The 21,317-nt window shown below is 65.9% G+C and carries 17 protein-coding genes and 2 pseudogenes; 6 read left to right on the forward strand and 13 right to left on the reverse strand.

Annotation, left to right across the window (positions count from 1 at the left end; translation table 11 throughout):
* The first annotated feature begins 383 nt into the window (after nt 1-383).
* Nucleotides 384-1,559 carry an iron-containing alcohol dehydrogenase gene (locus ACF2JD_RS19600; RefSeq protein ID WP_440988014.1) on the forward strand — a complete coding sequence of 392 codons (1,176 nt, stop codon included), beginning with the start codon at nt 384-386 and terminating at the stop codon, nt 1,557-1,559.
* Nucleotides 1,560-1,629: 70 nt separating this feature from the next.
* Here the strand turns inward: ACF2JD_RS19600 and ACF2JD_RS19605 are convergent, their stop codons facing one another.
* The 3 genes from ACF2JD_RS19605 to ACF2JD_RS19615 all read right to left on the reverse strand — a co-directional run bounded on the left by ACF2JD_RS19605 (nt 1,630) and on the right by ACF2JD_RS19615 (nt 3,954).
* Nucleotides 1,630-2,256, reverse strand: coding sequence for a glutathione S-transferase N-terminal domain-containing protein (locus ACF2JD_RS19605; protein WP_440988015.1), 627 nt, complete (start codon nt 2,254-2,256; stop codon nt 1,630-1,632).
* Between the two features lie 101 nt (nt 2,257-2,357).
* Entirely contained in the window at nt 2,358-3,626 is a 1,269-nt protein-coding gene (locus tag ACF2JD_RS19610; RefSeq protein WP_139744123.1) for an O-acetylhomoserine aminocarboxypropyltransferase/cysteine synthase family protein, read from the reverse strand.
* A gap of 151 nt (nt 3,627-3,777) precedes the next feature.
* The gene (locus tag ACF2JD_RS19615; RefSeq protein WP_005329369.1) at nt 3,778-3,954 is read right to left on the reverse strand and encodes a hypothetical protein; all 177 of its coding nucleotides are present in this window, start codon (nt 3,952-3,954) and stop codon (nt 3,778-3,780) included.
* A 100-nt stretch (nt 3,955-4,054) separates the two neighbouring features.
* On the opposite strand from ACF2JD_RS19615, the gene sgrR reads away from it, so the two are divergent.
* Genes sgrR through ACF2JD_RS19630 form a run of 3 tightly spaced genes read left to right on the forward strand, consistent with a single transcriptional unit; the run spans nt 4,055 to nt 6,983 of the window.
* On the forward strand, nt 4,055-5,794 hold the full coding sequence (sgrR, locus tag ACF2JD_RS19620) for an HTH-type transcriptional regulator SgrR (RefSeq protein WP_440988016.1): 1,740 nt from the start codon (nt 4,055-4,057) through the stop codon (nt 5,792-5,794).
* Nucleotides 5,795-5,844: 50 nt separating this feature from the next.
* Nucleotides 5,845-6,240 carry an acyl-CoA thioesterase gene (locus ACF2JD_RS19625; protein WP_234678240.1) on the forward strand — a complete coding sequence of 132 codons (396 nt, stop codon included), beginning with the start codon at nt 5,845-5,847 and terminating at the stop codon, nt 6,238-6,240.
* 29 nt (nt 6,241-6,269) lie between these two features.
* A complete protein-coding gene (locus tag ACF2JD_RS19630; RefSeq protein ID WP_440988017.1) occupies nt 6,270-6,983 on the forward strand; it encodes a hypothetical protein in 714 nt (237 codons plus the stop codon).
* Nucleotides 6,984-7,023: 40 nt separating this feature from the next.
* Here ACF2JD_RS19630 and ACF2JD_RS19635 read toward each other — a convergent pair whose 3' ends face one another.
* Nucleotides 7,024-7,764 carry a lipase secretion chaperone gene (locus ACF2JD_RS19635; protein WP_440988080.1) on the reverse strand — a complete coding sequence of 247 codons (741 nt, stop codon included), beginning with the start codon at nt 7,762-7,764 and terminating at the stop codon, nt 7,024-7,026.
* Nucleotides 7,765-7,770: 6 nt separating this feature from the next.
* Nucleotides 7,771-8,682: an alpha/beta fold hydrolase gene (locus ACF2JD_RS19640; RefSeq protein WP_440988018.1), complete on the reverse strand. Its 912-nt coding sequence runs from the start codon at nt 8,680-8,682 to the stop codon at nt 7,771-7,773.
* Nucleotides 8,683-8,962: 280 nt separating this feature from the next.
* On the opposite strand from ACF2JD_RS19640, the gene ACF2JD_RS19645 reads away from it, so the two are divergent.
* Together ACF2JD_RS19645 and ACF2JD_RS19650 are read left to right on the forward strand one after the other, a co-directional pair.
* Complete coding sequence (locus ACF2JD_RS19645) at nt 8,963-9,388, forward strand: hypothetical protein (protein ID WP_408818194.1); 426 nt, start codon at nt 8,963-8,965, stop codon at nt 9,386-9,388.
* A 23-nt stretch (nt 9,389-9,411) separates the two neighbouring features.
* The gene (locus ACF2JD_RS19650; RefSeq protein WP_411669857.1) at nt 9,412-10,026 is read left to right on the forward strand and encodes a superoxide dismutase; all 615 of its coding nucleotides are present in this window, start codon (nt 9,412-9,414) and stop codon (nt 10,024-10,026) included.
* Between the two features lie 66 nt (nt 10,027-10,092).
* Here ACF2JD_RS19650 and ACF2JD_RS19655 read toward each other — a convergent pair whose 3' ends face one another.
* From ACF2JD_RS19655 to ACF2JD_RS19690, 8 genes and pseudogenes are all read right to left on the reverse strand, one after another.
* Entirely contained in the window at nt 10,093-11,043 is a 951-nt protein-coding gene (locus tag ACF2JD_RS19655) for an ElyC/SanA/YdcF family protein (RefSeq protein ID WP_440988019.1), read from the reverse strand.
* Nucleotides 11,044-11,198: 155 nt separating this feature from the next.
* On the reverse strand, nt 11,199-13,943 hold the full coding sequence (locus ACF2JD_RS19660; RefSeq protein ID WP_440988020.1) for a collagenase: 2,745 nt from the start codon (nt 13,941-13,943) through the stop codon (nt 11,199-11,201).
* Between the two features lie 177 nt (nt 13,944-14,120).
* A complete protein-coding gene (locus ACF2JD_RS19665; protein ID WP_440988021.1) occupies nt 14,121-15,530 on the reverse strand; it encodes an AMP-binding protein in 1,410 nt (469 codons plus the stop codon).
* 10 nt (nt 15,531-15,540) lie between these two features.
* Nucleotides 15,541-16,470 (reverse strand): o-succinylbenzoate synthase, encoded by a 930-nt coding sequence (menC, locus tag ACF2JD_RS19670; RefSeq protein ID WP_106885114.1) that lies wholly within the window; start codon nt 16,468-16,470, stop codon nt 15,541-15,543.
* Complete coding sequence (gene menB / locus ACF2JD_RS19675) at nt 16,470-17,330, reverse strand: 1,4-dihydroxy-2-naphthoyl-CoA synthase (protein WP_440988022.1); 861 nt, start codon at nt 17,328-17,330, stop codon at nt 16,470-16,472. The genes menC and menB overlap by 1 nt, the downstream gene beginning before the upstream one ends.
* Before the next feature lie 86 nt (nt 17,331-17,416).
* Nucleotides 17,417-18,215, reverse strand: a pseudogene (menH, locus tag ACF2JD_RS19680) (2-succinyl-6-hydroxy-2,4-cyclohexadiene-1-carboxylate synthase).
* Nucleotides 18,175-19,919, reverse strand: a pseudogene (gene menD / locus ACF2JD_RS19685) (2-succinyl-5-enolpyruvyl-6-hydroxy-3-cyclohexene-1-carboxylic-acid synthase). Before menD ends, menH begins: the two co-directional pseudogenes overlap by 41 nt.
* 30 nt (nt 19,920-19,949) lie before the next feature.
* Entirely contained in the window at nt 19,950-21,269 is a 1,320-nt protein-coding gene (locus tag ACF2JD_RS19690; RefSeq protein WP_440988023.1) for an isochorismate synthase, read from the reverse strand.
* Nucleotides 21,270-21,317 lie beyond the last annotated feature (48 nt).

A 21,317-nucleotide genomic window follows, 5' to 3' on the forward strand; every position in this document is an offset into this window, starting at 1 on the left:
CTGCGATCCATGCGTGCTTCAGTTTCATGATTGAGACCCTATGACTGGAAAACAGAACCCCGCGAGAGGCGTCAGGATGACGACATGGCGCGGCGCCATGACGGAGCGGGGAGTGTTCCCCCTGCTCCAGTGACACCATAGCAAAGTCACACCTGAGTACCATCATGTCAAAGAGAGCGCATCACCATTTTGATGGCTCGCTCCCGTTTTTGACCCAATGGGATGACGGCATGGCGCGGCGCCATGAGGGAGCAGGGGACTGCTCCAGTGACACCATGGAAAAGTCATGCCTGAGTACCATGATGCCAAAGGGGAGATCGCCATTTTGATGGCTCGCTCCCGTTTTTTGACCTGATGGGATGGCTGGCGCACAATCCCCCTGCATGCATTCAACCGAGGGCTCTGCCGTGTACAACTTCCAATATGCCAATTCCACCCGCGTCTGTTTCGGGGAGGGCCAGATAGCCACGCTGCCGGAGCTGATACCGGCGGGCAGCCGCCTGCTGGTGCTCTACGGCGGCGGCAGCATCAAGCAGAACGGCGTCTATGAGCAGTTGACCCAGGCGCTGGCGGGCAGGGAGTGGCTGGAGTTTCCCGGCATAGGCGCCAACCCCCAGTACGATCAGCTGATGGAGGCGGTGGATCTGGTCAAGCGCGAGAGCATCGACTTCCTGCTGGCGGTCGGCGGCGGATCCGTGGTGGATGGTACCAAGTTCGTGGCCGCCGCGGCCTGCTTCGAGGGGGAGGATCCCTGGGACATCTTGCTGGACAAGGCGCCCATCAAAGCAGCGTTGCCGCTGGGCTGCGTGCTGACCCTGCCTGCCACCGGCTCTGAGAGCAATCCCGCCGCCGTGGTGAGCCGGGGGGAGGCCAAGCTCTCCTTCTACAATCCGCTGGTGCTGCCCCGCTTTGCGGTGCTGGATCCCACCACCACCTACAGCCTGCCGGTGCGCCAGGTGGGCAACGGCGTGGTGGATGCCTTCGTCCATATCCTGGAGCAGTACCTCACCTTCCCGGTGGGAGGGGATGTGCAGGACCGGCTGGCGGAGGGCCTGCTGCAGGTGCTGGTGGACAACGGCCCGCGGGCGCTGACGGAGCCCACCAACTACCAGGTGCGGGCCAACCTGATGTGGGCCGCCAGCCTGGCCCTCAACGGCCTCATCGGGCGCGGCGTGCCCCAGGACTGGTCCACCCATGCCATAGGTCACCAGCTTACCGCCCTGCACGGGCTGGATCATGCCCAGAGCCTGGCGGTGGTGCTGCCCTCCCTGCTGCGGGAGCAGGCGGCCCAGAAGCAGGAGAAGCTGGCCCAGTTCGCCGAGCGGGTCTGGCATTCTCGCAGGGAGGACAAGGCGCTGCGCATCGAGGAGGCCATCATCCGCACCGAGCAGTTCTTCCAGCAGATGGGGGTGGGCACCCGCCTTGCCGACTACGGCCTGAACGAGAGCTGCATCCCCGCCATCTGCTCTAACCTCAAGCGCTTCGGCCTGACCGCGCTGGGGGAGCAGCAGGACATAGATCCGGACAAGGTGGCGCGGATCCTTTCCCACGCCCTCTGATCCTTCCCGAGCTGAAAAGAAAACGCCCCGATTGTCGGGGCGTTTTGTATTCCAGGGCAGGGGCAGTCGATCAGGCCCCCAGATCCAGCTCGCGCTCCAGGGCTGCCGCCTTCTGGCGGGCCGGATGGGTATTGAGGCGTTCCCAGTAGCTCTTAAGGTGCGGGAACTGGGCCAGCTGGCCGCTTTGTGCCAGCAGATCCACCAGGAAGGAGTTCATGATGTCGGCGCCGGAGAGGCGATCCCCCACCAGATAGTGGCGGCTGGCCAGCACCTCGTTGAGATAGCCCAGCACCTTGGCGCACTCCGCCTGGGCGTAGCCCGGCAGGAAGCGCATTGGGCTGCCGTCCTTGCGCACGAACATGTCCAGCAGCAGCGGCAAGATGCCGGAGCTCTCGGCGAAGTGGATCCATTGCAGGTACTCGGGGTAGTCGGGGCTGTCGGTGGCTGGCGCCAGTCGCTCCGGGGCGTGACGGGCTATCAGGTACTCGGTGATGGCGCCGGATTCGGCCAATACGCGGCCGTCGAACTCGATGACGGGTGACTTGCCGAGGGGGTGGATGGCCTTGAGCTCGGGGGGCGCCAGGAAGCTGGTGGCATCGCGCTGGTAGGCCTTGATCTGGTAGGGCAGGCCCAGCTCTTCGAGCAGCCAGATGATGCGTTGGGAGCGGGACTTGTTCAGGTGGTGCAGGACTATCATGGGAACCTCGATGGGTGGCGGAAGCGGCTGATACGCGCTGGCGTGGTGACTGGTTCACCGGCAGACAAAAAAGAGCGGGCAGATGCCCGCTCTGTGCTGACTCAGGCCTCCAGCGCCTGATCCAGATCCGCCAGAATGTCTTCGATCGCCTCGATCCCCACCGACAGCCGGATCATCTCCGGCTTGACCCCTGCCCTGGCCTGCTCGGCGTCACTCAGCTGGCGATGGGTGGTGGAGGCGGGGTGGCAGGCCAGGGACTTGGCATCCCCTATGTTGACCAGCCGCTTGAAGATCTTGAGCGCATCGTAGAAGCGCACGCCCGCCTCATACCCTTCCTTCAGGCCGAAGGAGAGGATGGCCGAGGGGCGGCCGCCCATGTACTTCTCCGCCAACGGATAGTGGGGGTGACCCGGCAGACCGGCGTAGCTGACCCAGGCCACCTTGGGGTGATGCTTGAGGTGGTGGGCGACCCGCAGGGCGTTGTCCACGTGGCGCTCCATGCGCAGGCTCAGGGTCTCCAGCCCCTGCAGCAGCAGGAAGGCGTTCATGGGGGCCAGGGCCGCGCCCGTGTTGCGCAGGGGCACTGTGCGTACCCGGCCTATGAAGGCCGCAGGCCCGAAGGCGTCGGTATAGACAACCCCGTGGTAGGAGGGCTCCGGCTGGGTGAGCTGGGGGAAGCGTTCGGCGTTATCCGCCCAGGGGAACTTGCCCGAGTCGACGATGACACCCCCCAGCGAGTTGCCGTGGCCACCCACGTACTTGGTGAGGCTGTGCACCACTATGTCGGCGCCGTGTTCTATGGGTTTGCACAGCACAGGGGTGGCGACAGTGTTGTCGACGATGAGCGGCACGCCGCGGGCGTGGGCCACCCTGGCAAACGCCGCCAGATCGACTATGTTGCCCGCCGGGTTGCCTATGCTCTCGCAGTAGACCGCCTTGGTCTTGTCGTCGATGAGGGCGGCGATGGCCTCGGCGCTGTCATCTTTGGCGAAGCGCACCTCGACCCCGAAACTCGGCAGCATGTGGGCGAACAGGGTGTAGGTGCCGCCGTAGAGCTGTGGGGTGGAGACAATGTTGTCGCCGGCGGCGGTCAGCGCCTGGATGGCGTAGGTGATGGCGGCGGACCCCGCCGAGACCACCAGACCGGCTATGCCCCCCTCGAGGGCAGCCATCCGCTGTTCCAGCACGTCGTTGGTGGGGTTCATGATGCGGGTGTAGATGTTGCCAGGCACCGCCAGGTTGAACAGATCCGCCCCGTGCTGGGCGCTGTCGAACTCGTAGGCCACCGTCTGGTAGATGGGCACGGCCACCGCCTTGGTGGCGGGATCGTGGGAAAAGCCGTGGTGCAGGGCCAGGGTCGCATCTTTCATCACACACTCCTTGTTGGACGTCGTCGCCATTATGGATGGATAGACGTCCAATCTAGCAGGCCCTGCGCCGATGTAAACCACCCAATCCGGCAAAGCATAGAGGCTTGCAGTGATCCTGCGGCGCCCTTCCCTGCCCGGAGTCCTGACCCAATCAGAGGCGACGGCGATACTCCCTGTCGTCTATCTGGTGCATGTCCCACTGCATCAGACGGTTGAGCTGATGCATGGGATCCTCGATCAGGGTCAGCGGGCGGGGCAGGATCCGGCGGAAGTAGCGGCGCATTCCTTGCTGGATCCGGTTCGGTGCATGGGGGTTGGTCTGGCTCATGATGGTGCTCCTGTGCTGTGGTGCTCACGTTCGCCAACAGTATTGAGCTAAAATGAGGAAGTAAAAACTGACGACTTGACTGACAAGGATTTCCTCTTTTATGCCCAGCCGCCGCCTCTACCAGCAATTTCAACGGCTCGCCCAGCAGCTTGGCTGCGATGAGCGGGAGGCCAGCCTCGCCGAGGTGGCGGACTTGCTCTGCTGCACCCCGCGCAACGCCCGCCTGCTGCTGCGCCGCATGCAGGATCAGGGCTGGCTCAGCTGGTCGGCCGAGGCGGGACGGGGGCGACGCTCCCGGCTCATACTGCTGGACAACCAGGAGAGCCTGACTCGCCGCCGGCTGCGGGATCTGCTGAGCCAGGGGCAGCTCGCCCAGGCGGTGCGGCTGGCGGAGGGGCGGCTGGACTTGCTCACCCCGCTGCTCATCGAGCAGCTCGGTCAGGCCACCCGGGAGGGGCGCCAGATCCTGCGGGTGCCCTATTACCGGCCGCTGCCCCGCCTGCTGCCCACGGATCCCCTGCGCCGCTCCGAAATTCACCTGAGCCGCCAGATCTTCAACGGCCTCACCCGGCGAAATGAGGAAAATGGGGAAATCGAGGGGGACTTGGCCCACCACTGGGAGTGTCTGGGCCCCTGCCACTGGCGCTTCTATCTGCGCCCGGCGGTGCGCTTTCACCACGGCCGCGAGCTGACAGTGGAGGATGTGATGGAGAGCCTGCTGGCCTTGCGGGATCGTCCGCTGTTTGCTCACCTCGCCCGGCTGGAGAGCTGCTGGCCGCGCACCCTGGATCTGCACCTCGACAGCCCGGATCCCCTGCTGCTGCACCTGCTGGCGGAGCCGGTGGCGGCCATCTTGCCCCGCGAGCTCAAGGGGGAGGCGGGCTTTGCTCTGCAACCCGTGGGCACAGGCCCCTACAGAGTCACCGCCAACGATCCCCTGCAGCTGTGCCTCGAGGCCTTCGACGACTACTTCGGCCTGCGGGCCCTGCTCGACGAGATCGACATCTGGATGCTGCCGGAGCTGGCGGAGCGGCTGGAGAGCCACCTGCAGCTGGGGCGCGACAGTCCCGAGCTCGGCACCATGCGCGGCGAGTCCGAGCTCGAATCCGGCTGCTACTTCCTGCTGCAGGACGACAGATCTCCCCTGCTGCAGGATCCCGCCTTGCGCCAGTGGCTGACCCGGCTGCTCAACCCAATAGCCCTGATGGGGCGGGTCGCCCCCGAGTTGCAGCGGGGCTGGACCAGTGCCCTCGGCCTGCTGCCCCACTGGCGTGAGGCCTTGCCCGCCGAGGAGCCTAAACCGGCGCTGCTGCCGACCCGGCTGGTGCTGGCCTGTTTCAACCAGCACCTGGAGTTCAACGAGTGCGCCAATGCCATGGCCAGCCTGCTGGCAGAGCAGGGGATCCGGCTCGAGGTGCGCACCCTGGATTACGGCCGCTGGGTGAGCGGCGCCGATGAAGACGTGGATCTCTGGCTCGGCACCCTGAACCTGGAGCATGAACACGCCTTTGCCCCCTACGCCTGGTTGCAGGGCACCCCCTTGCTGCGCCGGGTATGGGGGGGTCAGCAGGCCCTGTGGCAGGGATTGACGCAGTGGCGCGCCAGCGGCGCCGAGCCTGGCCCGCGCGCCTTGCTGGCCGAGGTGCAGCGCCAGGGCTGGTTCGTGCCCCTGTTTCACCACTGGCTGGAGCTGGAGAGCCGGGTCGGCGTGCATGGGGTGCGGATGACGGCACTCGGCTGGTTCGATTTTCGCAGCGCCTGGCTCAAACCCGAACAGGGGATGGCGGCGCCGGAAAGCGGAGGCGGCTCCCACCCGGATGCCGGGACGCTTGAGTCATAAGGGTTGGCGCGCTAGCCTGTGCGCGGTCCCACGACAAGGAGTCTAAACCTATGCTGGAAATGCAGATCCAACCCCGTTTTCAAGAGACGGACGCCCTCGGCCACATCAACAATACGGTGCCGGCGGTCTGGTTTGAATCGGCCCGTGATCCCCTGTTCCGCCTCTTCTCTCCCGAGCTGGATGTGCACAACTGGCATCTGATCATCGCGGGCTATACGGTGCAGTTCAAACGGGAGCTGTTCTATGGCCAGCAGGTATTGATCAAGACGGGGGTGCGGCGCATCGGCACCAGCTCCTTCACCCTCTGGCAGGAGGCCTGGCAGGGGGGCGAGCTGGCGGTGACCGCCGAGACGACCCTGATCCATTTTGACTACCAGACCCGTCAGTCCATCCCCCTGAGTGACGCGCACCGGGAGGGGCTGAGGGCCTGGCTGGTAGAGAGTTAACCTGGCCTTTTGGCCATCACAGGACACTTATGCGCAAGACAGCGATCGCCCTGAGCCTCGGCTTGGGACTGGGACTCTGCTCCCTGCCTTCTCTGGCCACCACCCTGGCCGAGCAGTTCACCCTGATGGAGAAGGGGGCCGACTATGGCCTCGACACCCGGCTGTTCAGCCATGACGGTGTGGACATCAAGGCCTGGATCGACGGGGTTCCCGTCATCATAGCCGTGCCCATACTGAACGAGCAGGGCAAGCAGGAGGGGGAGAGCCGCTACTACTTCAAGGGGGGCAAGCTGTTCGGGGTGAAGGAGCCCGCCGCCCAGTTCGCCTTCGATGACAAGGGCAAGCTGACCCAGTGGCTGGACGAGAAGGGGCAGCCGGCAGAGTTCGTCAGCAAGATGAGCATGCAGCAGCGGGAGGCCTGGCTCACCCGGCGGGCGGCTGAGCTGAGCGCGCTGTTCGTGCCGAGTCAGGCGGAGCAGCAGGCCGGCGAAGGCGGCGTCAAGCTGAAGGGGGTCGAGCTGACCCGGTGGCTCTGCAACGGCAAGCTGATGGCGCTCGCCAAGGGCGACAAGGTGACCTTCGAGCAGGCGAAGCTCAAGACCAGCCCAGAGGGCATGAAGGGGGAGGTCTCCCTGCGTCAGGAGAAGGGGTGGCAGGATCTCTGCCTCACCTGCGAGGTACAGGGCACCCAGGTGACCCGCCTCACCTGGCAGCCATTGCCAGGAGCCAACAAGCCGCAATAAGAGCATCGACGAGGGGGCCATCGCAGGGCCCCCTCGCTACTTATGGCCGCTCCCCGAGCCTCAGCCGGGTCAGCGCCTCCACCCGCCGCCACTGTCCGGGCTCGAACCAGCGCGCCAGGATCGCCTGCTGCTGCTCGGCCCGCTCCAGGGGGAGCAGGGGCTCGAGCTCCGCCAGATAGCCCGCCAGCTGCTGATCGAACCCTTGCTGGCTCTGCGCCAGCTGGCGTAGCCGATCCACCGCCTCAGGTCCCAGCTGCTCCAGCAGGACGGCGTCCCGCTCGGCGGGAGAGACTCGCTCCAGGCGCTGCAGATCGCCGAGCAGACGGCCGTTGGCCTCCGCCTCCCTGAACCACTGAGGCTGCTCCGCCAGCCAGAGCGCCAGCTCCTCCCCCAGCATCACCCTGTCGGCGGCGTCGGCCTCTGCCAGCGCCTTGCGCCTCAGGGTCCACTGCTCCATCAGCCTCTCTTCGGCAAAGAGCGACGCCTGCTCGGCGGGGCTGAAGTGTTGCCGGCGCAGCCGCTCACGCTCGTCAAACAGCAGTTGCAGGCTGGCCAGGCCCGGATCCGTCGGCACCGTCAGGCTCCCTTCCGCCCGCAGAAACTGGCGGTAGCGGGCCAGCATGGCGTCCTCTTCGTCCGTCTCGCCCTGCTCCAGCCGCTGGGCCAGCTGGTGGCGCAGGGCTCCCCGCTCCGGGGCTGCCGCCAGATCAGGGGTTGGCTCGGGCCAGAGCAGGAGTGCCCCCAGCAGGGCCGCACCCAGGGAGAGGGCGATCAGCAGGATCCGTCCTCATAGCCCCAGCCTCTGCAAGCGGTTGGCGTGCTGACGATAGAGGGTGACGGGATCCGTGTCGAACAGATGGTGGATGCCGAACGACTGGTTCACCTCGTCCAGGTGGTTCATCCGGTAAGCCGTGCCTATCACCTTGCCGAGGTGGCTGCTGCAGACCCCGACCAGGCCGTCATTGGGCTCGTGAAAGAAGCTGCCGGTCAGGGCCAGCGCCGGATCCACGGGATCCAGTATGTTGGTCATGTTGCCGCGCCCGCTCCAGGAGAAGTAGTAGACGCCATTGTCGGCCAGCAGCGACCCCTCGCCACAGTGCTGGCTGGGCAGCCCTTCCGGATAGCGCTGGTTGAAGCGTTGGGCCCCGGCGCGGGTCAAGGCATCGAGGGAGGCGAGGGGATCCTGGGGCAGGTCACTGCCGCCGGAGAGCAGCGAGATGACCCCGGAGAGCGCCGAGGCGGCGGCCACCGCCAACTGCTCGGCCACCGAGCCCGGCGCCACCCTGGCGCGCACCAGATCGGCGATCTCGGAGCCCTGGTTGACGCCCCCCACGCTGGTGGCGGAGGCGACCAGCTCGGGGGCAACCGAGGCCACATAGCGGATGGTGGGGCCGCCGTGGGAGTGACCTATGAGGTTCACCTTGTCGGCCCCCGTGATGGCGAGCACCTGCTGTACCTGTTTGAGCAACTGCTCGCCGCGCAGCTCCGAACTCTGGGTGGCGGAGACCTGCGCCACGTAGACGCGGGCGCCGTCCCGGGTCAGGGCCTGGGGAATGCCGTAGAAATAGTCGACCCCGAGCAACCTGTCGAAGCCGAACAGTCCGTGCACCAGCACTATGGGGTAGCGGGTCTGGGTATAGCCGGCCCCCTGACCCAGCATGGGCAGGGCGCACAAGAGCACCAATAGCCATCTTTTCATCTTCACCATCCTTGTGAAAACCGGCTGCGCTCCGGCAGCCACCGGCCTCATGCCAGTAGCAGCAGCATGGTAGCTGAACTCAAATGTATCTGTGGATGGGATCACTAAACCGGGGATTGCAGAAAAACCCTACCCATATGGGCAAAAAGGGGCCGCGCCAACTATTCCTTGTGTCCGCCCATCAAATAAGTTAAATGATAATTATTATCATTTGAGTGTCTGAGTCATGACGGTAACCTGGGTTAAGGGATGGGTCGGTGCCACCGACGGGGACAGCAGCATGGCGCACTGGAAGGCGCAGACCCTGAGTGGCAATCGCCACTTCGACGCGGGTGAGCACGCCAGGGCGCTCGACTATTACCAGCAGGCCCTGTGGCTGGCCCGTCAGCAGTTCCCCTGCTGGCCGGATGCGGACGAAGCCGTGGCAGCCCTGGTGGTGGCCCACCACAACCTGGCGGATCTGCTGGTGGCCATGACGCTGCCGGACAGGGCCGCCGACATGTTGTGCCATGTCCACGACTGCCTGCTCGCCACCAGCCAGTCTCCCGCAAGCCCGGATCCCCTGCGGGCGGCGGCCCTGCGCCATAGCCGTGGCACCCACACCGAGCTGCTCGCCTTCGTGCGCAAGCACGGTCATCACGACGGCATCTTGCGCTGCCTCGGTCAATGTCAGTGCCAGACCGAGCCCGCCCATCAATTGCATTGAGCCCAACAAGAGAGAGAACGACCATGAGCCATACCTTGCCTGCCCTCGCCTATGCCTATGACGCGCTGGAGCCCCACATAGACGCGCTGACCATGGAGATCCACCACAGCCGCCACCACCAGACCTACATCACCAACCTCAACGCCGCCCTGGCCGAGCTCCCCGAGTTGGCGGCCCTGCCGGTGGACGAGCTGCTCGCCCGTTTCGACAGCCTGCCGGCCAAGGTGCAGGGGGCGGTGCGCAACCATGGCGGCGGTCATGCCAACCACAGCCTGTTCTGGCAGGTGATGAGCCCGCAAGGGGGCGGTGAGCCGACCGGTGAGCTGGCCGAGGCGATTGTCCGGGATCTGGGGGGGCTGGATGCCTTCAAGCAGGCTTTCACCCAGGCGGCGCTGAGCCGGTTTGGCAGCGGCTGGGCCTGGCTGGTGGTGGACAAGGCGGGCCGCCTGCAGGTGGTGAGCAGCGCCAACCAGGACAGTCCCCTGATGGAGGGGCTGGTGCCTGTCCTGGGGCTGGACGTGTGGGAGCACGCCTACTACCTCAAGTACCAGAACAAGCGTCCCGACTACATAGCCGCGTTTTACCAGGTGATCGACTGGGCCGAGGTAGCCCGCCGCTACCGGCAGGCGCTGGCCTGAGCCCTCTCCTTTTCTTCCCTCATAAAAAGAGACCCGCCATCAGGCGGGTCTCTTTTTATGCTCTGCTCAGGGCGCGGCCGCGCTGGTCGATGCCGATGTACTGGCGGCACCACTCGGTGCCTGTGCTGGCGTGGTCGAGACGGCTGCACTGGTCGATGCCGATGCGCTGACGGCATCACTCGGTACCTGTGCTGGCGTGGTCGAGACGGCTGCACTGGTCGCCTTGGCCGCACTGACGGCAGGGGCTGGTGTTGGCCTGGTGGCTGGTGCCATGGGCAGGCAGGGCTGGCTGGCCCCTATGGTGCTCAGGGCCTGGCAGGGGACAGGGCCGCCGATGACGATGGGCTCGCCGAGGAACTTGGGCCCCTTGTCCAGCACGTAGAGATCGAGCAGCCCCATCAGGCGGGCGAACACCTCGCGTACCCGGGTCTTGATGCCCTGATAGGCGCTGGGATCCAGGGCGTTGAAGCCGACGGCTTCGATGCCGAAGTGGCGGGCGATGAAGATGGCGCGCTCGTTGTGGAAGGCCTGGGAGACCACGGTGAAGCGGGCCTGCCCGAACACCTCCTTGGCCCGCACTATGGAGTCCAGAGTGCGAAAGCCCGCGTAGTCGCTGTAGATGGCGCTGGCGGGGATGCCCGCCTGGATCAGGGCCCGCCGCATCTGGCGCGGCTCGTTGTACTGGACGGTGGCGTTGTCACCGGAGACCAGGATGTAGTCCACCTTGCCGTTGTTGTAGAGCTCGGCGGCGGCCTTGATCCTGTACTTGAAGTAGTGGTTCGGGCTGCCCCCGATCAGGTACTTGGAGGTGCCGAGCACCAGGGCGACCCTGTTGTAGGGCACCGCATCGACGTCGTCGTAGGTGTAGTGACGGGCGTCGGAGACGGTCCACTCGCTGTAGCCCAGCAGCGCGGCGACTGAGGCCAGCAACAGGCAGAGGCAGGCGAGCAGGATCTTGGCAAACTTCTTCATGCGCGGTGCGGTTCGGGTCTGAAGTAAGAGATGACAGGGGGCCATTCTATTACAACTTGCCCTGGCGCGTCAGGTTTGATGCGCCGCCATGGCGTCACTCGGGCACAGGCTGTCGCAGAGCGTGGCGCTATATTGAGTCCATCAAGGGGCGCCATAAACAAGGGCGGCCATGGCCGCCCCGTCTCATTCACGCCTCACTCTCAGTGGGCTGAGTCGTTCGCCTTGCACTCGTCAGACTCCTTGTTGGCGTCCCACCAGGGCAGCAGATCGCGGCTCAGCCAGCTCTGGTAGGCCTCGCTGTCGCTTGCGATAAGCGCGTCCAGCTCGGCCTCGAAGTCGCTCATCGCCTGCTGTTGGTCCGGGTTGCGCAGGGCCTGGGCCATGGCCAGCCAGCTGGCGCCGCGCCCTGTCTCGCTGAGGAAGCGATGCACCGTATAGGACCAGGAGTAGACCATCTCGCCACCCTTGTCGTAATCCAGGTGCAGTATGTCGGCCAGGGCTGGTCGCTCGGCCGCCGGGCGACCGGCCACGTTGTCAAGGCCACGGGCGAAGCACTGACCGTGGGCGATGAACTCCGCCAGCCCTTCCGACCACCAGGTGGTGCGATTGAGCGGGTAGTGGCCGAAGCTGCCGTACTGGTTGAAGCGACCATCCAGGTAGTGAACGTACTCGTGGCGCAGGTTCCACACCTGGAAGGCTGGGCGCTTCCACTCGGCCTCATAGGCGAAGAAGCGGGCCTGATTGCCGGGGCGGGCCGGATCCCCTTCGATGTAGATGCCGCCGTTGTCGGTGGAGACGCCACCAAACAGGGCGCTGCCGTAGCGTTTCCAGTCGGCGGAGGAGTCGAAGATCACCAGCTCCAGTGCCTCGTTGAGATCGTCCGCCACCGGCTGCCAGCCGGTTTCCATCTGCTGATGGAACTGCTGCTCCTCGGCCCCTAGCTCGCGGCAGATGCCGTCGGCCTGATCCTGGCTCAGCTCCTGGGCCCGCAGGCGTAGGGTCGGCGAGCAGGTGTGCTCGAACGGCAGCACGTCTTCCAGCCGGATCGGGGTGCAGAGACCGGCAAAGTCACCGCTGATGCAGGCCTCGCCGGTGCGATCCGTGTAGGTCAGGTAGTAGGTGGAGAGGGTCAGTGACATCTCTTCCAACAGATCCTGGCTCTGCTGGCCACCCGGGATCAGGCCGTGATGACGGATGAGGTCGATGACTGAATCGTCCAGCAGGGTGCGATAGCCTTCGCTCTCGTCCGGGCGGGTATAACGGGCGATCCGGTAGAGGCGGGTATAGGCATCCAGCACGTTGTTGAGCAGGAACAGATCCTTGCCATCCCGTCCTTGCCACAGCGACAGCTCGCTCATGCCGAGGGCGTGCAGCTGTTTGCGCAGCTCGCCATCCTGCTGGCGGAAATCGGCGGCGAAGGCATCGCTATGGTCGCTGGCGAAGTCGAGGAAGTTGAGCAGATCGAACAGGCCCGTTGCCCAGGTATGCTGACCATTGATCTCGCTGGCGTGGCGGGTGCTGTAGGCCAGCATCTGGTTGAACTGGCCGAGCAGGGTGCCAAAACGGCTCTGTACCGCCGGGCTCTTGAACTGGCCGTGCAGGGCGATGCTCCAGGCTCCCATGACGGCTCCCACCTCATCGCTGGCCTGCTCCGGATAGAGCAGCGGATGGGCGCCGAGCGCGGTCAAGGCCTCGGCCAGCGCCTCGGCGGCGGCCGGGCCATCTTCCTTGTGCTTGCCGTAGTTGTGATAGTTGTGGGCGCGCACGTATTCCAGCAGCAGCTTCATGGCCGGATGGGCGGGCTGATTGGCCGCCAGCAGACTCTGGATGCCCCGTGACACCGCCAGCAGCTTGGTGTCATCGTGGCCATAGTTCTCCTGCCAGACGGGAGCGGGCTGACCGCTGGCGTCCTGCACTATCCTGGCGGCGTCGGCATCCAGCAGTTCGGTGCCCGGTTGCTCCGGCTCGGAGCAGGCGCGACCATCGGCGCGGCGGCAGTCGAGCTGCTCCTCCTTGCTGGCCAGCACTATGGGACGATTGAGCACCCGGCTCTCCTGCCACTCGGTTGTTTCCGGCAGGGTCTGCCATTCGCTGCCACCGACCGGGTATTGATAGCCGCTGTCTTTCAGCATCACCTGCACCTCGCTGCCGGCGGGCAGGGTCTGACGGCACACCCGGTAGCTGATGGTCTTGTCCCCTTCCTGACGGGTCTGGGGTTCATCGCACTCCTGCTGGGCCTTGCTCTCGTCCAGCTGCCAGCTGTACTGGCGCCAGACGTGCAGCTCGCGGACCTGGCTGGCGGCCTGACTGCCTGGCACGGGTTGCAGGCGGAAGAAGATCTGCTCGAGGCGGCCGTCCCGCTCGTTGGGGGTCTCCTCCAGCACGCTAAGCTGTTGCCAGTCTTGGGGCTGGTACTGCCAAAGCTGCTCGGCGCAGCGCCCCTGGGCGTTGAGCTCGCAGCGATCCAGCTCCTGCTCGCTGTGACCCAGGACGATGCGCTCGGGGAGCGGCAGGGCATCCTGGCGCGGTGCGGTCGGGGTGCCTGCCAGCGGCTCCCAGCGGCCCTGTTTCAGGCCGTAGCCATAGTCATAACTGCTGGCCGGGATGGCCTTGCTGGCCGGCACCACCTCTTCACAACTGAGGTAGCGGATCTGCCAGCCCTGCTCGACCTTGAGCTGCGGCTCGCCGCACTGCTGCTCGGCCAGGGCCGCCAGATTGGCACCGCGCCAGTCGAAACGGCGATAGACCCGCAGTTGCTGATAGGGGGCATCGCCATTGCGGGCGCTCAGCTCATAGGTCACTTCGGTGAGGCTATCCCCCAGCTGGCGGCTCGATTGGTCCTTGAGCTGGTACTCTTGCCAGTCGGGGGAGTAGGCGGCCAGCGCCGAGGTGGCGAGCAGGCCGGGGGCTGCCAGGAGCAGCAGCCGGGTAGAGAGGTGATTCATCATGATCCCTTTGGTGGATGGAGTGGCGTGGGGACCAGACAGGGTATTAGGCTCCAAAAGAATATCAACGCGCCAGATGGCGCCGAGGAATCATCTATTCGGGAGGAAGTAACATAAAAACAGCCCCAAAAGGGGCTGTATTGATAGCAAGGACTGCGTCTCATATGGGGGGCGCTCTCAGTCCGAGGCTTGCAGGCTCCGGGCGAGCAGGGTGCGGGAGGGTTTCAGGCTGCCGCCGAGATCCGGCCAGGGCAGCCAGCGGTCCGGCACCATAAAGCCAGGCAACGCCTGCCTGATCCAGGCGGCCAGCTCGGCGTGGGGCACTGGCTCTGCCAGCCAGTCGATGAAGGCGGCGGGGCGCTGACCCCACTGCGCGCTGGGGATGGGGACCACCAGGGCCTGGGCCACGGCGGGGTGATCCACCAGCCGCTGCTCTATGGTCTCGGGCTGGATGTTCTCCCCTCCCGAGATGAAGAGGTTGTCGAGCCGCCCCTCCACCACCAGCTCGCCGTCCGGGGTGAAATGACCCTTGTCCCGGGTGTGGAACCAGCCCTCCTCATCCAGCGGCAACACCAGCTCCCCGGCCTGGAAATAGCCGGCAAACAGGGTGTCGCCGCGCACGCAGATCTCCCCCTGGCGTATGCAGACCTCCCGCCCGGGTAGAGGTCTGCCCACCACCCCGGCACCGGCAGGCAGGCCGGTGCAGACCTGGCTGCCCATCTCGGAGAGGCCATAGCTCGACTTGGGGGTGAACCCCAGGGCCTTGAGGTGATTGACCAGGGGCTCAGGGATGGCGGCCCCCCCGAGCAGCAGCTCGCGCAAGCGGGTGTGGGCAGGGTCGAAGCCTTGCGCCAGCAGGCGCCAGAGCTGGGTCGGTACCAGCGAGAGGTGGGTGATGGGCTGATCCTCCAGCCGCCCCTTGAGGGGCTGGGTGCGATCGTCCAGCACCAGGCTGGCCCCCGCCAGGAAGACCCGGAACAGGATGGCGTAGCCGCCCACGTGAAACAGCGGCAGGGAGAGCAGCCAGCCGCAGTCGGCATCGAGCGGGATCAGGCTGGCCGAGCCCCGGGCCGAGGCGAGGTGGTTGGCGAGGCGGTGTACCACGGCCTTGGGTGTGCCGCTGGAGCCCGAGGTGAGGATCATGTTGTTGAGCTGGGCCGGTTCAAGTGGCCAGGCTTCTTCACTTGCCGGCAGTTCACCCCTGAAGTCGAGCCGCAACGGCAACCCGCTCCCCACCGGAATCTCCCCCGCTGACCAGAAGGCGCAGGCATCCAGCTGTGCGGCCAGTTCGGCTTGCCTGGGGAGGGGGAAGGCGGGATTGAGCGGGCAGAAGACGAGGCCGCTGCGCACGCAGGCCCAGGCCAGCAGCACGTCCTCCAGGGCGCCGCGCACCACGGCGACCAGCCGGTCCCCGGGAGTCAGCCCCGCCTGTGCCAGCTGGCGGCACAGGCCGTTGAGCCGTGCATCCAGCTGTCGGTAGCTGAGGGAGCCGTTACCGTGGATGGCGGTGCGCTCGGGCGCCGTTCTTGCCCAGTGGTGCACCGGGCAGGCCTCCAGTGAGGCGTCAGCTGCACGGACGGGCGGCATGGGAGCCCCTTCAGTCACGGTGAAAAAGAGGGGTCATCAGGCTTGGGTCGGGTTGGCCCTGCTTGTCCAGCAGATCCCTGGCCAGCCAGCGCCTGGTGTCGAGGCCTGGGGCCTGATCCGGCGCCCACTCTCCCGCGAGGCGGGCGAGCTGACCGAGACCGACACCGGACTCGAAACAGGAGGAGACGATGACTTTCAGCTTAAGCTCGCGGGCGCGGGCCACCAGGGCCTCGCTGTTGGCCAGGGAACCGAGCAGGGTCGGCTTGAGCACCAGGGCCTTCAACTGGGGTATGGGTTCCCAGGGTTTGCCCTGGGCCAGCAATTCATCCAGCGCCACCGGCATGCCGGTGCGGTTGGCGACGAAGGCGATGTCGGCAAAGTCGGCACAGAGATCTTCCAGGTATTCGATCCGGTTCGGATCCAGGTGACCGCAGAAGGCCCAGGCCTCCTCGCGGGTCCAGCCCTGGTTGGCATCCAGCACCAGCTTGAGATTGGGGCGCCGATCGAGCAACAGGCGGATCAGCGCCAGCTCGTCCCGCATGGGATAGCGGGCCACCTTCAGCTTGGCCTTGAGGGGGGTCTCGTGCAGCCACTGCTTCCAGTTCTTGAGCAGCTCCTGAGGGGAGCCCTGAATGAGGGGATAGGGTTCGGGCAGGCTGGTGCTCTGCTGTGGCCAGTGACGGCGGGCACAGTCGAGCCCGAACTGCACCGAGGGTAGCCGGGGGGCTATGGTCTGCCCCCGGGCCAGCTGCGCCAGGCAGGCCAGGCTCTCGGCTTGCGCCTCGGCCAGGCTCTCCCTGGAGAAACCGGGCAGGGGGGCTATCTCCCCCCAGCCGTCGTTGATGCGCACCAAGAGGCCCTCTCGCGCCACCTCCACCTTGCCGTGAAAGGTCAGGGGTTGGGTAAAGGGCAGTTGGTAGCGATAGAGGGCGAGTGTCATCAGGGGTTCCGCTTGTATTTGGAGAAGTCGGGGCGGCGCTTCTCGTTGAAGGCGTTGCGCCCTTCCTGACCCTCTTCGGTCATGTAGAAGAGCATGGTGGCATTGCCCGCCAGCTCCTGCAAACCGGCCTGGCCGTCGCAGTCGGCGTTCAGTGCGGCCTTCAGGCAGCGCAGCGCCATGGGGCTGTTTTGCAGCATCTCCCGGCACCAGCGCACGGTTTCCCGCTCCAGCTCGGCCAGGGGCACCACAGTGTTGACCAGCCCCATGTCGAGGGCTTGGCTCGCATCGTACATGCGGCAGAGGAACCAGATCTCGCGGGCCTTCTTCTGGCCGACGATGCGGGCCATGTAGGAGGCGCCCCAGCCGCCGTCGAAGGAGCCGACTTTCGGACCTGTCTGGCCGAACTGGGCGTTGTCGGCGGCTATGGTCAGATCGCACATCATGTGCAGCACATGGCCGCCACCGACCGCATAACCGGCCACCATGGCGACCACGGGTTTGGGGCAGGTGCGGATGTCGCGCTGGAAGTCTAGTACGTTGAGGTGATGGGTCCCCTCGTCGTCCTGGTATCCACCGTAGTCGCCACGGATCTTCTGGTCACCGCCGGCGCAGAAGGCCTTCTCGCCAAAGCCGGTCAGTATGATGGTGCCCACCTTGTCGTCGTAACGGGCATCGGCCAGGGCCTGCAGCATCTCTTTGACGGTGCGGGGGCGGAAGGCGTTGCGCACCTGGGGACGGTTGATGGTGATCTTGGCAATGCCATCCTGGGACTTGTGATAGAGGATGTCCTCGTAACCGGCGGAGCAATCCTGCCACTCAATGGGAGCGTACAGTTCCGCTTCCGTCATTGCCTCAATCATGGTGTTTTCCTTCTGGTGTGGTAGAGGTCAGCCGGGCAACCCTGTCAGGGGCGACGGGGGCATAGGGTTGCGCTTCCGTCATTGCGTCAGTCATGACTCTTCTCTTCTGGTTGCTTGACCCAGTCCCGCAGGAGCCGGGCAAAGGTGTCGGGCTGGCTAGCGTGCAGGTTGTGCCCGCCATCCAGAGCCAAGTGATTGATATTGCAGCCTTGCTTGACCAGCTGGCAAGCCAGGCGATGGAATTTGTGATCCCGGCTGCCGGAGATCCAGCGCACCGGCAACCGGGTTATGCCTAGCCAGGGGGCGAGATCCGGCTGCTTGCCAAGGGAGGTGGCGCGCAGCATGGTCGCCACGGCTCTGCCCTCGTTGCCAAGGCGTTTAGCCATTTGGCGGCCACGGGCCTCCTCGTCCAGATCGGCGAACACCCCCTGCCGGTACCAGTCCGCCAGCACTAGGGCCAGGGGTTCGCGCTCGAAGCGCCGAGCCCAGCCCTCGTCGTGTTCGAGGCGGGCGGCGCGTTCGGTCACCGGCAGGCCCGGATGGCAGTTCTCCAGCAAGAGCGCCTGCAAGCCGGCGGGGGACTGGCTGGCGTGATAGAGGGCGAGCCGCCCCCCCAGGGAGTAGCCCGCCAGTTGGTAGCGCGTTATACCCCGCGCGGCCAGCTCGCCGCAGAGCCACTCGTGGGCCTCGTCAAAGCCGCTCACCCTCAGCCCCTTGTTGCTGCCGTGGCCCGGCAAGTCCAGCGCGTGGCAATCTATTCCAGGCAGCCGGTCGATCACCGGCTGCCAGTCGTTGGCATCGCCAGCAGGCCGTGCAGCAGCACCAGCGGCACATTCGGGCATCTTTATTTGCCACGGATGGCGGCCCCCAGCGCCTTGAGATCATCGGCCACCTGCTGCTCGGTACCTTGATTTCAATCAAGGTAACGCCATGTTGGAGGGCGGCGCGGTAATCTTGCGTTCGAACTCGGCCAGGGTGGTCGGCGCGCGATAGGCGAGGCCAAACATGGCGGCGGCATGTTCAAAAGTGAGGCCGTGGGGCAGCCGGTAGTAGGTCTCCAGCAACGCATCTTTAGTCGGTACCGGCAGCATGCGAAAGATGCTGCCACCGTCGTTGTTGAGCAGGATCACCACCAGGGGGCGGCTCCCCTTGCCGAGCAGGGCCAGGCTGTTGAGATCGTGCAGGGCGCTGAGATCGCCGAGCAGCAGGGTGGTGGGCTCATCGCTGCCCAGGTTGTACCGATTGGGAGAAACCGAAGGCCGTGGCGATCAGGCCGTCGATGCCGGAGGCGCCGCGGTTGGTCATCAGCCGACTGGGGCCCTTGCCGGTTTCGCCGAGCATGTCCATCAACCGGGCCGGCATGCTGTTGCCGACGAACAGCTGGCCCTGGATGAGCTGGGTCAGACGGTGGCAGACCCCGAGTTCTGAGAAGCGATCGCAGGCGGCGGCGATCTGCTGGCTGGCCTGCTGCAGCTCGGCCAGCCGGTGCCAGGGCAGATGGCGGTGGTCCACCGGATGGGCCGCGGCGAAGGCGCCGGGCGTACACACCAGGCGGCGACGCAGCCGGTAGTCCGGATCCAGCCTGGCCGGTTGCGGGTCCACCAGCCAGTAATCCTGCCAGGGGTGCTGCTTGATGAACTGGCCGAGCCGCTTGGAGATGAGGCGGGCACCGAACTGCAGCAGCACCTCGGCCCGGGCCAGCTCGGTCACGAAGCAGCTGTTTTGCAGGGCGAGATCCATGTGGATGAGGTTGCGGCTGTCGAAGCGGATCTGGCTCTGCAAGTCCGCCAGCAGCGGCCAGCCGAGGCGCTCGGCCAGCTGGGCCACCCTCTGCGCCTCGGCCGGATCCTGAATGCGGCCCGCGACTATGACGCCGCGTTTGCCCTGCAAGGCGACCCAGTCGGGCTGGCGGGGGCAGTGCTGCTCGCCCTGCTGCCAGGGGCTCCAGGGCTCGTTTGAATGGAGCCAGTCACCGAGCGGGGCCAGGTAGTCGGAAAAGTCCAGGTACGCCTCGCCGGGATAGAGGGGCTCGGGATACATGCAGTTGAAGTGGACAGGCCCCGGGGTCAGTGCCTGCTTGGCCAGGGCCTGATCCACCGAACTCAGCACGAAGGCGGCCGGGATGCTGGGGGTGGGGCTCGGCAGGTTCTGCTGATAGACGGGGTAGCGACCGAAGATCCCCTGCTGGTCGATGGCCTGGTTGGCGCCGTTGTCGATGAGCTCCGGGGGACGGTCGGCGGAGAGGATGATGAGGGGCACCCCGGTGAGCTGGGCCTCGGCCACCGCGGGCCAGAGGTTGGCCACCGCAGTGCCCGAGGTCATGATCACCGCCACCGGTCGGCCGCTCCCCTTGGCCAGCCCCAGCGCCATGAAGCCCAGACCCCGCTCATCGAAGTGGAGGTGGCGGCGAAAGCCTGGATGGGCGGCGGCGGCCATGGTGAGCGGCGCCGAGCGGGAGCCCGAGGCCAGCGCTATGTCCCGCACCCCGAGGCGATAGAGCTCTTCCAGCAAGAGGGAAGACCAGACGTGGTTGAAGGTGGCATGCTGGCTGGCAAACGCTCGGTGCTCAGGCAATTGGCTGGCGGGCATAAGGCTCTCGCTGTGGGTCGATGAAAAACGCTATCCCAGCAGGGAGAGCACGTTGGCGATCTTGTTGTCGAGCTCGGCCCACTCGGCGGCAGGCTCTGACCCGGCCACTATGCCGGCACCGGCAAACAGGCTGATGCCCCGGGTCGTGATGCGGGCGCTGCGGATGGCGACCGAGAACTCAGAGGTCTCCCGGCTCAGCATGCCGCAGGCACCGGCGTACCAGCCGCGTTCATGGGGCTCGAACTCGCGGATAAAGGCCAGCGCCGCCTCGCGGGGGGCACCGCCCACCGCCGGTGTCGGGTGCAGGGCAGCCAGCAACTGCCAGTCGCACACACCGGGCTTGAGCTCGGCCTCTATGTCGCACTTGAGGTGTTGCAGCAGCCGCAGCTTGAGGATGCGCGGCTCGGTCAGGGTGGCGTCCGTGGTGAGCGGGGCCAGGCGGCTCAGGATGTCGGCGTGCACCAGCCGGTTCTCCAGCCGGTTCTTGCTGTCGGCCAGCAGCTCGGCGGCCAGGGCCGCATCGGCCGCCTCGTCACCGGAGCGGCGTATGGTGCCTGCCAGCGCCTCGGTGAAGAGGTGGCCGCTCTCCCGGCGATAGAGCCGCTCGGGGGAGCAGGAGATGAAGCTCTGCTCGGGGGAGAACTGGAAGCCGAAGTGGAAGCACTCCTGAGCGTGACTTGCCCACTGGGTGAGCAGGGACCAGGGGCAGAGGGGGGCATCCCCATGCTGGCGGGTCAGCACGCTCTCCCGGGAAAGTACCACCTTAGGGGTGTGTGCCTGAAAGGCGGGCGCCGTTACCCGCTCTACCAGGGTTTGCCACTGGGCCTGACCCGGGACATCCTGGCGCTGCCAGGGGCGTTTTTGCAGTGGGGGCAGGGGGGCTTCCGGTTTCAGGGCGTCGAGGGCGGCCTCGGCTGCCTGCAGTTCGGCATCCAGATTGCCGTCGGTCAGCCAGAGGTTGAGGCAGAGGCTGACACACTCTCCCCGGCGCACCAGCTCGATGCGCGGCAGCACGAAGCGGCAGGGGCCGAATCCCTGCCAGCCGGGCTGGGCCGGATCGAACGCCAGGCCGCCGTAGTAACGTGGGCTGTCTTCACTGTTTGAGTTGGCGAGATCGCAGACCCGCTGGATATCCGCTGGCCGGGTCAGCTCGTGGATGGCGCCGAGGGCCACGTACTCGGGGCTCCTGGGGCCACGGGCCTGCCAATAGATGCGGGGATACAGGGTCTGCGCCGCCAGCCATCCCGGGAAGAGGTCGACGTTGGCCGCCACGCGCAACCGCACGAAGCCGCTGACATTGCTGTGACGCAGGGCGTCCAGTTGTTGCTTGAGATGGGTCTGAGCCAACATGGATGTCTTGTCTGAGCCGGATAGTCGCAATCGCTCTGGGGGAGGATG

This window comes from Aeromonas ichthyocola, assembly GCF_046087985.1.
GTDB lineage: Bacteria > Pseudomonadota > Gammaproteobacteria > Enterobacterales > Aeromonadaceae > Aeromonas > Aeromonas rivipollensis.

Coding starts and splice junctions, on each gene's coding strand:
- ACF2JD_RS19640 (WP_440988018.1), bottom strand. CDS start 8,682: ATGAAAAGATGGCTATTGGTGCTCTTGTGCGCCCTGCCCATGCTGGGT.
- ACF2JD_RS19660 (WP_440988020.1), bottom strand. CDS start 13,943: ATGAATCACCTCTCTACCCGGCTGCTGCTCCTGGCAGCCCCCGGCCTG.
- ACF2JD_RS19655 (WP_440988019.1), bottom strand. CDS start 11,043: ATGGCCCCCTGTCATCTCTTACTTCAGACCCGAACCGCACCGCGCATG.
- ACF2JD_RS19665 (WP_440988021.1), bottom strand. CDS start 15,530: ATGCCGCCCGTCCGTGCAGCTGACGCCTCACTGGAGGCCTGCCCGGTG.
- ACF2JD_RS19645 (WP_408818194.1), top strand. CDS start 8,963: ATGGCGCACTGGAAGGCGCAGACCCTGAGTGGCAATCGCCACTTCGAC.
- menC (WP_106885114.1), bottom strand. CDS start 16,470: ATGACACTCGCCCTCTATCGCTACCAACTGCCCTTTACCCAACCCCTG.
- ACF2JD_RS19650 (WP_411669857.1), top strand. CDS start 9,412: ATGAGCCATACCTTGCCTGCCCTCGCCTATGCCTATGACGCGCTGGAG.
- ACF2JD_RS19615 (WP_005329369.1), bottom strand. CDS start 3,954: ATGAGCCAGACCAACCCCCATGCACCGAACCGGATCCAGCAAGGAATG.
- ACF2JD_RS19690 (WP_440988023.1), bottom strand. CDS start 21,269: ATGTTGGCTCAGACCCATCTCAAGCAACAACTGGACGCCCTGCGTCAC.
- menB (WP_440988022.1), bottom strand. CDS start 17,330: ATGATTGAGGCAATGACGGAAGCGGAACTGTACGCTCCCATTGAGTGG.
- ACF2JD_RS19625 (WP_234678240.1), top strand. CDS start 5,845: ATGCTGGAAATGCAGATCCAACCCCGTTTTCAAGAGACGGACGCCCTC.
- ACF2JD_RS19630 (WP_440988017.1), top strand. CDS start 6,270: ATGCGCAAGACAGCGATCGCCCTGAGCCTCGGCTTGGGACTGGGACTC.
- ACF2JD_RS19605 (WP_440988015.1), bottom strand. CDS start 2,256: ATGATAGTCCTGCACCACCTGAACAAGTCCCGCTCCCAACGCATCATC.
- ACF2JD_RS19610 (WP_139744123.1), bottom strand. CDS start 3,626: ATGAAAGATGCGACCCTGGCCCTGCACCACGGCTTTTCCCACGATCCC.
- sgrR (WP_440988016.1), top strand. CDS start 4,055: ATGCCCAGCCGCCGCCTCTACCAGCAATTTCAACGGCTCGCCCAGCAG.
- ACF2JD_RS19600 (WP_440988014.1), top strand. CDS start 384: ATGCATTCAACCGAGGGCTCTGCCGTGTACAACTTCCAATATGCCAAT.